The organism is Desulfovermiculus halophilus DSM 18834 (assembly GCF_000620765.1).
Taxonomy (GTDB): Bacteria; Desulfobacterota; Desulfovibrionia; order Desulfovibrionales; family Desulfothermaceae; genus Desulfovermiculus; species Desulfovermiculus halophilus.
On record NZ_JIAK01000007.1, the window covers coordinates 12,722 to 25,585 of the forward strand.

Sequence of the window (12,864 nt, forward strand, 5' to 3'; positions counted from 1 at the left end):
GCTTGGTATGGAATGGGTTCTGGGGTAGGGGCCGCTGTCGGGCCCTTTAACTGCATTCGGTCAGAGCCTGATCAAACAAAAGCAAGTGCTTAGGATCCACCTGGCTGAAGTCGGCAATTCGATCGATGACCCCGCAGACGCGGATCCCGGAAAATGCTTCCACCGCCTGCATGTTTTCCGTGATCAATTGCCTGGGCATCCGGTCGGGACTGCAATCCACGAAGACAATCATGGCCGGCTTCAACCCCCTGCCGACCAAGGATTCCACAGACAAGAGGGTATGGTTGATGGTTCCGAGACCGGCCCGGGCCACGAGAATGGTTTCGGCTTGCATACGGCCAATCAGATCCACGCAGAGCAGGTCATCGGTTATTGGAACCAACAGGCCGCCCGCACCCTCGACGATCAACGGGCTGTAGGTTTGTTTTTTTTCTTCAACGATTGTTTCGATTTTTTTCATGTCGATGGACACCCCGGCAGACTTTGCCGCAGGCAAGGGAGCTTTAGGCTGCGGGAAGCAATAGGGCGACGATTCGGACGGATCTTTTGCCTTCAGCTGATCGATATGCCGGTAGATGAAAGAGGCGTCGCCGTCAGGATCCCCTGGGGATTGAACCCCGGTCTGGAAAGGCTTTAGATAAAAAGGATTCAGTCCCTTAGACAGGAAATAGTGCATCAAGAGGAGGCAGACTGCGGTTTTGCCAACCCCGGTGTCAGTGCCGGCCACGAACAGTCGCCTGGAATCACTGCAGGAACTCATGCTCGCATATCTCCTTTAGTTGTTCGACGAAAAATCGGATGTCCTTTTCATCGTGCATGGCCGTCATGCTCAAACGAAGAATTGCCCTGCCCTGGGGGACCGTTGGATAGCGGGCGGAAAAAACAAACATGCCTCTTTCCAGGAGACGTCTGGATATCCGATAGGTCTTTGTTTCCTCGCCGATTTCCACCGCGAGGATATGGGCGTCGCCGGCAACTTGAAATCCAGCCTCCGCCAAGCGGTCCCTCAAGTATCGACTGTTTTTTTGCAGCCGTTCGCGCCTGTCCTCGCTTTCTTCCACTATCTTCAGGATTTCCAGAGCCGAGGCAGCGTGGGCCGCGGGCAGAGATGTAGAATAAATCAACGGCGAGGCAAAGTTGAAGAGATATGATTTGAGGCCTTTGGGCATAAGGACAAAGGCACCGAAAAGGCCCATGGCTTTGCCCAGTGTTCCCGGAGCGATGTCTGCCGCGTCTTTGCCGATTCCCTGTCCTCCCGGTCCCAGAGCTCCGAAAGCATGGGCCTCGTCGATAACGGAGAGAAATCCATGCCTGGCTTTCAATCGCTTGAATTCCGCAACGTCCAAAATATCCCCGTCCATGCTGAAAAGAGACTCAGTAAGAACGGCGGTCGTGTCGCGCCCCGATTTTTCAAGCCGCTTTTCTAGGTGGGCAAGGTTGTTGTGCTTAAAACCCGAAAACTGGCATTGACCGGCTTTCAAACCGGTTACCGAGCTGGCATGGATATGCTTGTCGAAAAACACGCGGTCCTCCTGGTCGAAAAAGGTGGAGACCACAGCAAGATTGGCTTGGTACCCGCTGGGGAAAAAGACGCATTCGTCATATCCGAAATACTCGGCAAAGGCCGATTCGGCCTGGTGTATAACCTTGTGGTTGGCTGATACGAGCCGGGATGAAGACGCAGACGAGCCGAACTTCAAGAAATTTTGGGCCACTATTTCGTTGACCTTTTGCGAACTTCCCAGCCCGAGATAATCATTGGAGGACAAGTTCAGCACCTTTGCCCCGTCGACATATACGTGCTTGCCATTGCGGCCATCCAAGAGGGGCGGATCGCGGAACAGTCCCGCTTTGCGTTGACTCAGCAGACGCCGTTCGAATTTGTGCGCAAACATGTGAAGAGTTCCTTGTAATGATTTTTCAGTTTGTCCTCTTGAAAAACATGGTCGTAGTCCCGGGAAGCAAAGCAGAACATACCCTCGGCGAGGGTCGAATCTTGCGGGGACGTCATCCGAACTCGATAGGAAAAGGCTTTGTCCGATGCGGCCCGAAGCTCGGCCCACAGGAAATACCAGCCTTTTCCTGTGATTTGCGACAAAAAATCCAATCTGTTGATCTTGAGCAGGAATACGTGCAGGTTAAAGTCATGCATAAACCGTGCGTGCATGCCCCCCAGCTGGGCCATGGCCTCTATGACCCAGAAAAGGGGTACGTTGTTGGGCAGAAATACGGCGCCGTTTATGATGTTTTCATCAATGGTGCCGATTCGGTCCAGGAGAACAAACCCCCTGCAGTGGCTAGTTATGGTCACTTCCATGGAGCAACAACCAAGGCTGCGTTTTGTCCCCCGAACCCGAAGTTTTGAATGACGGCTTGGGCTGAAGAGGATTGGTGGTTTTGGGCAACAAATCGGACCTTATCCGAAATCGGCCGTTCGAGGTTGCGTATTGCAGGCAAGAGGCCGGTTTGCAAAAGACCGAGGAGAATGGCCAGCTCGACTGCACCACAGGCTGAGGCCAGGTGCCCGATCCAGGATTTGAGGGCGATCACGGAAGGAAGCGATTGGGCAAAGACTCGGGATATCAGGCTCGATTCCATGTCGTCGTTGAGCGGTGTTCCCGTGCCGTGAGCGCACACTGTGTCAATATCGGCCGGTGTCGTACCTGCGTCGTCCAGGGCCTTCCTGACCGCTTTTTCCGGCTGCTTGGCTTGGACGTCCGGAGCGGTCATGGCATGTCCGTCCAAGGAGCAGCCGTAGCCCAAAATTTCTCCCAAGATGTTTGCCTTTCTCTGTCTTGCATGATCCAGAGATTCCAAAAGAACGAATGCTCCTCCCTCGCCCGGCAGGAATCCGTCGCGTCTTTGGTCGAATATCGGATAGCAGTCGGGTGGAGCACTGGTTTCAACCCGAAGGGCCCGGGCTTTGGTATAGGCCAGGATGCCTCCCGGATTCAGGCGGGAATCACCGCCCCCGGCCAGGGCCAGGGCAAGGTATCCGTCCCGGACCTTGCGAAAAGCTTCCCCGATTGCCTGCAGCGATGCCGAGCAGGCCGTGCCCACAGTGAGGTTTTCCCCGTGGATTCCCCCAAGCTGGGCGATCATGGACGAGGCCGTATTGGGAAGGAAACGAAGCATCCACAGTGCCGGCAGTTCCTTTTCCGGCATGGCCTTGTTTTCGATCCTGGGTATTTCCCCACTGATATCCAGGTTTGGACCCGCCGCGCAGAATAATCCAGCCCGCGCTCGTTCTGAATGGTTCAGACACGATTGTCCAAGGACGTTGAGTGCCGTGGCCACTGCCAAGCTCGCACCTCTATTCAAGTAGCGCAGGTTCTTGTTCCTGCCTGTAGAGTTTTTGATCTCGAAATCACTCACCCCGGCAGCAGAGACCGAAGGATCGAACTCGGTCCGGGCAAAGAAAGTTCGGTCCTTCCGGATATTTTCGACAACCCGGTCTATGCAGGTTCCCAAGGGGGAAATCAGGTCCGCCGCGGTGACTACTACTCGATTTCCCATCTATATCTCCCGGTAGATATCCCCAACTGTTCTCCTGGGTGGAAGGTCAGGGGTTTGGTCCGGAAAACCCACGGTGATGAAGCATTTGAGCCTCAGCTCGTCCTGGGGAAGGACGTGGTCAAGGTCAGGAACAAAATGCAAGGGAGCTGTAAGAATGCAGGTTCCCAAGCCCAGAGAGTGGGCTTTCAGAATGAAGCCTTTGACAGCCAGTCCAAGGGAGATGTCCAGGTCTCTGTCCTTTTTCCGCCGGTCGTGGCTCACCTCCGCCGGGGACAAGTGCCTGGTCAATCCAGGGAGTCCGGCTATGGTTCCAGCGGCCATCAACACTGGAGCGTCAAACATGAAGACGCTATGGCGATAGAAGAAGTTGATTTTATTGCGGAGGCTTTTGAAACCTGGATACTTGGCAATGTGGGCCAGATACCTTTCCTTGGCTGCACCCATGGTTTGGTGCAGTCTTTGCCGGCTGTCGGATGATTTGAAACGGACAAAACGAACTGGCTGGCTGTTAGACGGCGACGGCGCGTGAAGGGCGCACTGGATCATTTCCTCCAGCAATTTTTCCGAAGGCATTTCTTCCCTATACTTTCGAATGCTTCGCCTGCTCTCCAGCAATTGTTCCACGTCCTTAGGGTCCATAGGCTCCCTTCCAATTCAGATAGGATGCCAGATCTCCGACTTTCAGAACCGGGCCACCCTCCAGATCAGAGATAATGTCCTTCACCCGTTGCCTGGAGAGAAACGGATATTTCTCCATCAGGAAAATCTCGGGGTTTTGATGAGTGGCTTCGACTTCGATGAGATGCTCGCGAAGTCTTCGCATAAAAAGATGGTCGTCGACTATTTCCGTCCCGGTTCGTTTGTTCAGCTCCACGGTCAGTTCCAGCAGATCGATGGACTCGGCACCCAGGTCCCTGATAAGATAGGTATCCTCTGTGATGGAGGATTCCTCGATATCCAGTATCTCGGTGATGGCTTCGGTGACCTCGGTCAGTAGGCTCATGCTGTTGCTCCGCACGTTGTGAGTGATTGTCCGGTTTCCGGCTTCTTTTCAGGTCTTCTTTGCAGTCAAGCCTCCGTCCAAGACAAGGTCGACAGCGTTGAAGCCAGAGGCTGTGTCGGATAGCAGAAAAAGTACGTTCTCGGCCACTTCCCGGCTGGTCAGGGCGCGTTTTGTCGGGATCTTGGCCAGAACATGCTCCTTGTTATTTCCAAGATACCGGCGGCCTCTGCCGGCATCTATATAGCCGGGCCGCAAGACAACTGCAGTGACTCCCCGGGAGCCCAGTTCCGTCCCCAGGTTTTTATACAGGGCCTCGGAAGCCAGTTTGGCCGCGGCATAAAAACCTTGACCGGGATTGGTCCGTGATGCCGCCGCAGAAGAAATGAACACGCATCTGCCTTTTTTTCTTTGCAGCATACCTCGTCCGATTCGTTTCAAGACCGAGGCCCGAAAAGCCACATTGGCCTGAAAAAAAGAATAAATATCCTGGGTGCGGGCTGAGCAGACGTAGCGTTCAAAGTCTTCCTGGGCGAAATCGACCAGAAAGTCCGGAGACTCGGCCGCTCCCCCTTCCAAATAAGCCAGTGTTTCCGGATCATTGAAATCAAGGAGGACTGTTTCGATGCTGTCTAGCTCCAGGATGAATTCGGTTTGGATCTTTTCCAGCCCGATCGAATCCCGATAGGACAGGATCGGCTTTATTCCCGATTCCAGCATGCATCGGGCAGCGGCCAGGGCCGCTTCCGAGCTCCCGCCCAGGATCAGGGCCGAATTCCCAGAAAAGGAAAGATTCATATGATCAGGACCCCTGTGGCCAAAACTTGGGATTGGGAATCAAGCAGCGTGCAGTGAACCCTGTTTTCGTCCGGCCGCATCTGAAAACGAAAGCGTCCCGGGACCGCGAAGCGCTTGAACTTGAATTTTTCAATGCCCTTCACTTCCGAGCAATACCCTGACTGTCGGGCAGCCTGGATAAAGCCCTGGATTATGAGACTGCCGGGTGTTACCGGAATGCCCGGGAAGTGATCGGCGTAGATCGGATCCTGGGGATTAAAGCACAACTGTCCGTCAACAATGGACCTGTCCCCGAATGTCTCTGATTCAAATTGCATGACGCGTAAGTCCCATTGCGGCTGTCATGTCCCGGTCGTGGCTGGCATCTCTGCCGCCGGTGGTCAGATAGTTGCCGACCATGATCCCGTTTGCTCCCGCTGCGAAGACGAGGGCTTGGAGGTCGCGAAAGGTGATCTCCCGTCCGCCGCAGATGCCGATATCCGCCTTCGGAAGGACCAAGCGAAAAAGCCCGATGCAGGCAAGGGCGACCTTGGGGGGGACCAGGGGACGGCTTTCCATCTTGGTTCCCTGTATGGGATGCAGAAAATTGATGGGGACCGAATCAACTTCAAGGTCTCTCAAGGTACGGGCCAGCTCGGCACGTTGCTCCCATGTCTCCCCCAGTCCCATGATTCCGCCGCTACAGACCTTTAAACCGGCGGACCTGGCTTGGTGAATGGTCTCGATGTCCTCGGAGTATTCGTGGGTTGTGCAGACATGGTGGAAAAAGCTTTCGGCGGTTTCCAGATTATGGTGATACCGGCTGACCCCGCTTTCCCTTAATTGTGTGGCCTGCTCCAGGTCGATCATGCCCAGGGATGCGCACAAGCTCAGATCGGTCTGTTTGCGGATTTTTCCCGCGGCTCGGCAAACCTGATCCATCTCCTTTTGGTTCAGTTGGCGTCCGCTGGTAACGAAGGAGAACTGCGTGGCTCCGGCCGCCTGAGATTCCTGGGCCTTGCTGACCAGCTCATCTTCATCCAGCAACGGGTAGTTCTTTATGTCCGTGCGATGATGGGCAGACTGGGAGCAGAAAGCGCAGTCCTGGGAACAAGAGCCCGACTTGGCGTTGACAATGGAGCAGATGAATATCTGGCTCTGTTTGTTTCTGCGCCTGATGCGGTTGGTTACGGCCAAAAGGTCGAACAGATCCTGGTCAGGCTCCTCGTATTCAGCAGGGCGGCTCGGGATGTCTTTTATGAACTGCGCAACTGTTGGGCCGAATATTTTGGTCAGCATTTCCACATGTCACCTCGTGAAATCGTGTCTTTGATCGCCCCTGTCAGCTGGGAAACGTGATCCTCTTCGATGATGAACGGCGGCATGACATAGATCAGCTGGCCAAAGGGCCTGATCCAAACGCCCTGGTCCACAAATTGCTTCTGTATTTTTTCCATATCCACAGGGCACTTTGTCTCCACAACGCCGATCGCCCCCAAAACCCGGACATCCGCCACTCCCGGGAGATCCAGGCAGTCGAGCAGCTGGTCCTTCAGCAGGGCTTCGATCCGGCGGACCTTTGCTTCCCACGAATCTTCGATCAACAGGTTCACGCTTGTTTGGGCTACGGCGCAGGCTAAGGGGTTGGCCATAAAGGTCGGACCGTGCATGAAAACGCCGCCGCCTTCCGAAATACCGGTGGCCACCTTGTCAGTTGTCAGGGTGGCCGCCAGGGTCATGTAGCCGCCGGTCAAGGCCTTTCCCAAGCACAGGATGTCTGGTACGACTCCGGCATGCTCCATGGCGAACATTTTGCCGGTGCGGCCAAAACCGGTCGCGATCTCGTCAAAGATCAAGAGCACGCTATGTTCGTCGCACAATTTTCTGACCCGCTTTATGTATTCCGGCGAATAAAAGTGCATGCCCCCGGCACCCTGCACGACAGGCTCCAGAATCACCGCAGCAATTTCGTCACTGTGTCGATTGATTAATTTTTTGAAATCGGCGATGTCTTCTTCGTCCCACGGATCACCAAATCGACATTGGGGTGCCTGGGCAAAAAACTGTTCAGCAAGCATTCCCTGGAAAAGCCAGTGCATGCCCAGAACCGGATCGCAAACCGACATGGCGCCCCAGGTGTCTCCGTGGTAACCGGAGCGAACGGTCAAGAACTTGGTCTTTGTTGTCGCTCCTTGGGCCTGCTGGTATTGGAGGGCCATTTTCATGGCCGCTTCTACTGCGACCGAGCCGGAATCGCAGAAAAAAATTCTGTCCAGGGATGGCGGCGTAAGACCGATCAGAAGCTGGGCCAAATCCACAGCGGGCCGATGGGTGAGGCCCCCGAACATGACATGGGACACGGCTGTGGTTTGTTCGTAGAGTGCCTGATTCAAAACAGGATGGTTGTAGCCGTGTATCGCTGCCCACCAGGAAGACATGCCGTCGATCAGCTCCCTGCCGTCGCCCAAGCGGATGAAGACCCCGCTCGCCGATTCCACTGGATATGCCTTTAAAGGCTCGGTCATGGAGGTGTATGGATGCCAAATATGCTTCCTGTCGAAATCGATCCGGCCGTTCCAGGAGGAGATGTGCATCGGATTCTGCATGGTGTCGTCCTTTATCGTTCCGGCCACAAAGGAAGAAAGGCGCGGATAATGTAAACTAATTTGTTCAGGTAGAGTTTACAATAATAAAAGACTGAGGTCAAGGAAAATGGCCACCAAGGACGAAGTACTGCGGCGGTTGAAAAATTGTCTGAACCAATGGATCTCCGGAGAGGAACTGAGCAAGGAACTGGCAGTGAGCCGGATGGCTGTTTCCAAGCACATCGGCCGGCTCAGACAGGAGGGATACGACGTCTTGTCGGCCTCCAGGAAGGGATATCGCTTGAGACAGGAGCCGGATGTGCTTTACCCGGGAGAAATTCAATCCGTCCTGAAGACCTGGACTATAGGCAGGTCAGAGATCATCTATTTGGACAGGACGGAATCGACCAATCTCGTGGCCAGGAAATCGGCCGAGGGAGGAGCTCCGGAAGGGTTTCTGGTAGTGGCCGAAGAGCAAACCCAGGGCAGGGGCAGACGGAGCAGGATCTGGCATTCACCCTCGGGCGGGGGAATTTTCATGTCCTTTGTCTTGCGCCCCACCCTACCCCCGAACGAGACTCCGGTCATCACCTTAGTCACAGCAGTCGCTCTTGCTGAGGCGGTGCAGAATCGGACAGGATTGACCCCGCACATCAAATGGCCCAACGATATTCTCATCGGCAGGCGCAAGCTGGCGGGCATTTTGACCGAGACCAGCGCACATCCGGATGCAGTGGATTATGTGGTCGTCGGGGTCGGAATCAATGTTAACAAGCCCTCGAGCATGTTTCCGGCCGAAATAGCGGGCCTGGCGACTTCGGTGTACGAGGAAACAGGAAAAAAGATTCAACGGGTTGAGCTGGCTGCTGACTTTCTGTTTGAATTTGAAAAGAACTACGAGCTGTTCAAGAATCAGCGTATTGAACATATAATACAACGGTGGAGGGAGTTCGCAGATATAGTCGGAAAGAAGGTTAAGGTCGATGTCCTGGGAAAGATATACCAGGGGGAAGTTGTGGCGGTTGAAGACAACGGGGTCCTGGTTGTTCAAGACAAACAGGGTGGAGAGCATCGGTTGGTATCCGGTGATCTCGAAGTGACCCAAGAAGGGTGAATATTCAAAAGCTCGGGGGCAGAAACTTGAAAAGTCGGCCTGGCCGGCGCAGGACAGCATTTCAGGGGCTTAGGCCAAGAATTGCTCAGATTCAGTATATATGGCTATGCATTGTGCAGACTTGAGCGCGGCGTTTTATACAGGTACTGGAAAAAACGGTCCATATTCTTTTTGGGTCCGATGGCTATGACTGTATCCTGTTTGTGAATGGGTTCTTGCATGGACGGGTTGTAGATCCAGCTGTTGTCTTGGCGCATGATAGCCACCACAATCAAGTCGAACTCCTCTCTGATCTTGTTTGAATCTATGGCCTCATCGTCCTTTAGTGGGGCCTCACTGGGTATATGCAATTCCTCCAGCTCCAGCTCTATGCCTTCTCCAGAAAGAGCTACCTCCAAAAACTCGTTCACCGAAGGACGGAGGATATTTTGGGTGATGCGCATGGCTGCGCTGGCGTAGGGGGAGACGACCCGGTCGGCTCCGGCCCGGATCAGCTTGCTCTCCACCCCTTTGCTGCTGGCCCGGGCACTGATGAACAAATCCGGATTCAGGGATCTGGCGGTGAGCACGATATACACATTGTCCGCATCCCTGTTCACCACCGAGACCAGCCCCTTGGCCCGCTCCACCCCGGCTTCTATCAGGGTCTCCTCCTCCATGGCGTCCTTGTCCAGACACGGGATGCCCATTTCCTTGCACCGCAGCAAGACCTCTTCATCGTTGTCGATAACCACGATGGGCTTGTTGTGCCGGTGCAGCTCCTTGGTCACCCGCTTGCCCACCTGGCCGTGTCCGCAGATGATGTAGTGATCTGAAAAGCTTTGCAATCTTTTGGTCACTTTTCGCCTCCGGTAGAGTTCAACCCAGCTTCCTTCCAAAAGCAGGTTGCCCAGAAATGCCGCGCTGGCGGCAACCAATCCAAAGCCCAAGATAAGCAGCAGGATGCTGAAGATCTTGCCGTTGTCCGAGAGGGTGAAGGGGGAGATGGTGGTCAGGGTGCCGATGGCCATGTACAGGGCCTGCAGGGGAGGGATCCCCTCCAGGACCATATAGCCCAGAGTGCCGAGCAGAACGATGCCCAGGATAGAGCCCAAGAGGGCGCAGGCATACCGGTTTTTCCGCTGGTAGTAGGAATGTTTCATTGTAACCCCGGTGTCCCAGGATGTCCGGCCCGGCTGAATCAGGGCCGGGTCCTGCTTCAGCCTTGGCGGGGGCTCGCCGGGGCTCAGGATGCCCAGGAGCCCTGAAGAAGGCGGACGGCGTTCGGCCATCAGGAAGAGTGTTTGTTGTATCCGCTCATTGGTCTGGGGTCAATTTGTATTCACGGCCGTTTGTTCAGCCGGCATGCTGAAGAAATATCCAGATCACGGCCAGGCCGTTGACCAGGGAATGGATGAGAATAGCCGGCCAGATGGAGCCGCTTCGCTGATAGAGGTAGGCAAAGACCAGTCCGAGGATGAAGATCGGCGGGACGGCCAGGGGACGCAGGTGGAGGAGGGCGAAAAGCCCTGAGCTGATCAGCATGGCCTTGACCCAGGTGTAGCGCTTTTTCAGTCCGGCAAAGATGAAGCCGCGGAAGAAGATCTCTTCCACCACAGGGGCGATGACCACCGCGGCCAGGATGAACAGGCCGGGGGAGGCGGTTTGGGTGACAATCCGCTCCAGCTCTGGCTGAACCTTGAGGTTGTGTTCGGAGAGAACGGCCTGGTACAGGGCGTTGAGCCACATGGCCGGCACAAAAAGGGTCGCGGCCAGTCCCAGATATCTGGTCTTGAATCCGATCAAGCCCAGCTGCTGCGGGCTGGCCCTGTATTTCCGCCGGGTGAACCACCAGACCGGAAAGAGGAGGGCAAGCTCCAGCATGCTGACCATCAGGCCGGGCGAGAGATTCACATCCAGGACCTGGAGCAGGGCGATTCCGGCGTAGGCCAGGGCCAGCCAGATGCCGAGGCAGGCTGCTCCCAGCCAGGCATCCTGCACTGTCCAGGGTACTGTCGGCGGACGGACGGCATCTTCCGGGAAAAAGGCCATGCAGTCTATTTTTCAGCCAGCATTTCCAGGGAGACGGTGACCGAAACGTCTTTGCCCACGACACCGAGGTCATGGAATTTCCCATTGCCCACCCCGTATTCCAGCCGGTCAATGGAAAATGATGCGTCAAAGCCAGCGACCCGGACGCCTTCCTGCATGGGGTTGTCCGTGGTCCCGTGGAAGACAAAGGGGATGGTCAGTGTCCTGCGCGTCTTTTTGATCTGCAATTGGCCTGTAACCCGGTACGTATCAGCCTGGACATGTTCGATTTTTGAGCTTTGAAAGCTCATTTCCGGGTACTTGGAGACATGAAAAAAGTCTTCGGAACGAAGGTGCTTGTCTCTGGGGACTATGTTGGTGTTCACGCTGGCGCAGTCTACAGAAAAGGCAAAGCTGCTCTGCTCCAGGTTCTCCGGATCAAAGGCAAAGGTTGTGGAAAAGGTGTCGAACCGCCCCCGAATCGTGGAAAAGATGTGGGTGATATCAAAATAGATGTTGGAATGGGCCGGATCCAGGTCCCATTTCTTGGCCTGGGCAAAACCAGGATCAGGCAGAAGCAGACAGCCGAGGATGAGAAGGGGCAGGATTTGCTTGTGCATAGTGGCCTCCTTGAGGTGCAGCTTTGGTCTGTAGACAGGATAACAGAGGTTGATTCAAATGTCTTGACAGCTGATCTAGCTGATTTATCGACATAAATGAAAGGAAAAAGAAAACAAACCCTACATCAGGCAGGAGGTGATGTCTATGTGGCTCACTCCGAGAATAGGAAACACCAATACTGCTCCGCGCAGGAATCGGCACTGGAATCCGCTGATGGAGATCGCTCCGGAAATGGCGGAAATGTTCCGTATGCCGGAAAGCCTGTTCGGGGAAGACGTCAGCTTTGTGCCCAGCATGGACATGCAGGAGACCGACAGTGCGTATGTGCTGACGGCCGAGATGCCGGGCATCGATCCCCAGAACGTGGACATCTCGGTGCGCAACGGCGTGCTGGAGCTCAAAGGGGAAAAGAAAGAGGAGAAGGACAGCGACCAGACCGGGAACGGATGGACCGAACGCCGGTATGGCGCTTTCCACCGTCAGATCCCCCTTGATCAGGAGATCAAGGAGGACGAGGTCAAGGCGACCTATAAGAACGGCATCCTGCGCATCGAGGTGCCCAAGGCAGAAGCCGGAAGCGGCGGGAAGTCCATACCCATTGAGACCGAGTAAGGCATACGATGTTCAATAGGCAAAAGCCCGGGGCCAAGGCTCCGGGCTTTTTGGTATGTTGTATGAAAAGCGGCTATCCTCAACCGCAGCCATTTCTTGCCTCTTGACTCTGCATGCGGCGGTCCTCATGTAAATAGAAGAGATGAGTTGTGTGCAGCCTGAGAAAGGAGGTCTGGTATGGAATACAAGGCATGGGTCGTGGTCGCGGACAGTTCCCGGGCCAGGATATTCGGAGCCAAGGCACGGGGCGGGGGGCTGACCGAGCTGGAAGTGATGTATCATCCCGAATCTCGCCTCAAGGACAGTGAGCTTCAAACCGACAAGCCCGGGCGGATGTACTCCATGCAGGGAGAGTTCCGCAGCGCCACCGAGCAGACGCCTGCCCGCAAGATTGAGGCCGAGCGCTTTGCCCAGGGCCTGGCAGAGTATCTGGACAAGAAGCATCACGAAAAGCATTTCGAGCGCCTGGTCCTGGCCGCTTCGCCCACCTTTCTGGGCCAGCTTCGAAACGAGTGCAGCGACCGGCTGTCCAAGGCGGTGGTGAATGAGATCAACAAGGACTTGAGCAACCTGGAAAAGGCTGAGGAGATCCGCAAGCGGCTTCCGGAATATTTGTGGTAGAGAAGGAG

At 55.1% G+C, this 12,864-nt stretch carries 16 protein-coding genes; 3 read left to right on the plus strand and 13 right to left on the minus strand.

Translation table 11 applies throughout. The annotated features are described in order from the left end of the window. Nucleotides 1-46: 46 nt before the first annotated feature. The 10 genes from bioD to bioA are packed head-to-tail and all read right to left on the minus strand — an operon-like array spanning nucleotide 47 to nucleotide 7,899. Nucleotides 47-760 carry a dethiobiotin synthase gene (gene bioD / locus N902_RS0103670; protein WP_027369833.1) on the minus strand — a complete coding sequence of 238 codons (714 nt, stop codon included), beginning with the start codon at nucleotides 758-760 and terminating at the stop codon, nucleotides 47-49. Then, nucleotides 744-1,895, minus strand: coding sequence for an aminotransferase class I/II-fold pyridoxal phosphate-dependent enzyme (locus tag N902_RS0103675; RefSeq protein WP_027369834.1), 1,152 nt, complete (start codon nucleotides 1,893-1,895; stop codon nucleotides 744-746). The genes bioD and N902_RS0103675 overlap by 17 nt, the downstream gene beginning before the upstream one ends. Continuing rightward, the gene (locus tag N902_RS0103680) at nucleotides 1,862-2,317 is read right to left on the minus strand and encodes a hypothetical protein (protein WP_027369835.1); all 456 of its coding nucleotides are present in this window, start codon (nucleotides 2,315-2,317) and stop codon (nucleotides 1,862-1,864) included. The genes N902_RS0103675 and N902_RS0103680 overlap by 34 nt, the downstream gene beginning before the upstream one ends. Next, a complete protein-coding gene (locus N902_RS0103685) occupies nucleotides 2,308-3,516 on the minus strand; it encodes a beta-ketoacyl-[acyl-carrier-protein] synthase family protein (RefSeq protein WP_027369836.1) in 1,209 nt (402 codons plus the stop codon). The genes N902_RS0103680 and N902_RS0103685 overlap by 10 nt, the downstream gene beginning before the upstream one ends. After that, complete coding sequence (locus tag N902_RS0103690; RefSeq protein ID WP_027369837.1) at nucleotides 3,517-4,155, minus strand: nitroreductase family protein; 639 nt, start codon at nucleotides 4,153-4,155, stop codon at nucleotides 3,517-3,519. Continuing rightward, on the minus strand, nucleotides 4,145-4,519 hold the full coding sequence (locus tag N902_RS16245; RefSeq protein WP_034621515.1) for an acyl carrier protein: 375 nt from the start codon (nucleotides 4,517-4,519) through the stop codon (nucleotides 4,145-4,147). Before N902_RS16245 ends, N902_RS0103690 begins: the two co-directional genes overlap by 11 nt. Nucleotides 4,520-4,567: 48 nt before the next feature. Beyond that, complete coding sequence (locus N902_RS0103700; RefSeq protein ID WP_027369838.1) at nucleotides 4,568-5,314, minus strand: SDR family NAD(P)-dependent oxidoreductase; 747 nt, start codon at nucleotides 5,312-5,314, stop codon at nucleotides 4,568-4,570. Then, the gene (locus N902_RS16250; RefSeq protein WP_034621517.1) at nucleotides 5,311-5,631 is read right to left on the minus strand and encodes an ApeI family dehydratase; all 321 of its coding nucleotides are present in this window, start codon (nucleotides 5,629-5,631) and stop codon (nucleotides 5,311-5,313) included. Before N902_RS16250 ends, N902_RS0103700 begins: the two co-directional genes overlap by 4 nt. Then, complete coding sequence (bioB, locus tag N902_RS16255) at nucleotides 5,621-6,592, minus strand: biotin synthase BioB (RefSeq protein ID WP_051564231.1); 972 nt, start codon at nucleotides 6,590-6,592, stop codon at nucleotides 5,621-5,623. Before bioB ends, N902_RS16250 begins: the two co-directional genes overlap by 11 nt. After that, nucleotides 6,586-7,899, minus strand: a complete 1,314-nt coding sequence (bioA, locus tag N902_RS0103715) for an adenosylmethionine--8-amino-7-oxononanoate transaminase (RefSeq protein WP_244147366.1) — start codon at nucleotides 7,897-7,899, stop codon at nucleotides 6,586-6,588. The genes bioB and bioA overlap by 7 nt, the downstream gene beginning before the upstream one ends. A 106-nt stretch (nucleotides 7,900-8,005) precedes the next feature. Here bioA and N902_RS0103720 point away from each other — a divergent pair, with 106 nt between their 5' ends. Then, nucleotides 8,006-8,992, plus strand: a complete 987-nt coding sequence (locus N902_RS0103720; protein WP_034621519.1) for a biotin--[acetyl-CoA-carboxylase] ligase — start codon at nucleotides 8,006-8,008, stop codon at nucleotides 8,990-8,992. Between the two features lie 104 nt (nucleotides 8,993-9,096). On the opposite strand, the gene N902_RS16260 is transcribed toward N902_RS0103720, so the two are convergent. The 3 genes from N902_RS16260 to N902_RS0103735 form a co-directional block, all read right to left on the minus strand. Then, entirely contained in the window at nucleotides 9,097-10,263 is a 1,167-nt protein-coding gene (locus N902_RS16260; RefSeq protein ID WP_051564233.1) for a potassium channel family protein, read from the minus strand. A 64-nt stretch (nucleotides 10,264-10,327) separates the two neighbouring features. After that, a complete protein-coding gene (locus tag N902_RS18565) occupies nucleotides 10,328-11,023 on the minus strand; it encodes a CPBP family intramembrane glutamic endopeptidase (RefSeq protein WP_027369841.1) in 696 nt (231 codons plus the stop codon). Between the two features lie 5 nt (nucleotides 11,024-11,028). Further along, nucleotides 11,029-11,622, minus strand: a complete 594-nt coding sequence (locus N902_RS0103735; protein WP_051564235.1) for a YceI family protein — start codon at nucleotides 11,620-11,622, stop codon at nucleotides 11,029-11,031. A 145-nt stretch (nucleotides 11,623-11,767) separates the two neighbouring features. On the opposite strand from N902_RS0103735, the gene N902_RS16270 reads away from it, so the two are divergent. After that, the gene (locus tag N902_RS16270; RefSeq protein ID WP_161635151.1) at nucleotides 11,768-12,235 is read left to right on the plus strand and encodes an Hsp20/alpha crystallin family protein; all 468 of its coding nucleotides are present in this window, start codon (nucleotides 11,768-11,770) and stop codon (nucleotides 12,233-12,235) included. A 177-nt stretch (nucleotides 12,236-12,412) separates the two neighbouring features. Next, nucleotides 12,413-12,856 (plus strand): host attachment protein, encoded by a 444-nt coding sequence (locus N902_RS0103745; RefSeq protein ID WP_027369843.1) that lies wholly within the window; start codon nucleotides 12,413-12,415, stop codon nucleotides 12,854-12,856. The last annotated feature ends 8 nt before the right edge of the window (nucleotides 12,857-12,864 follow it).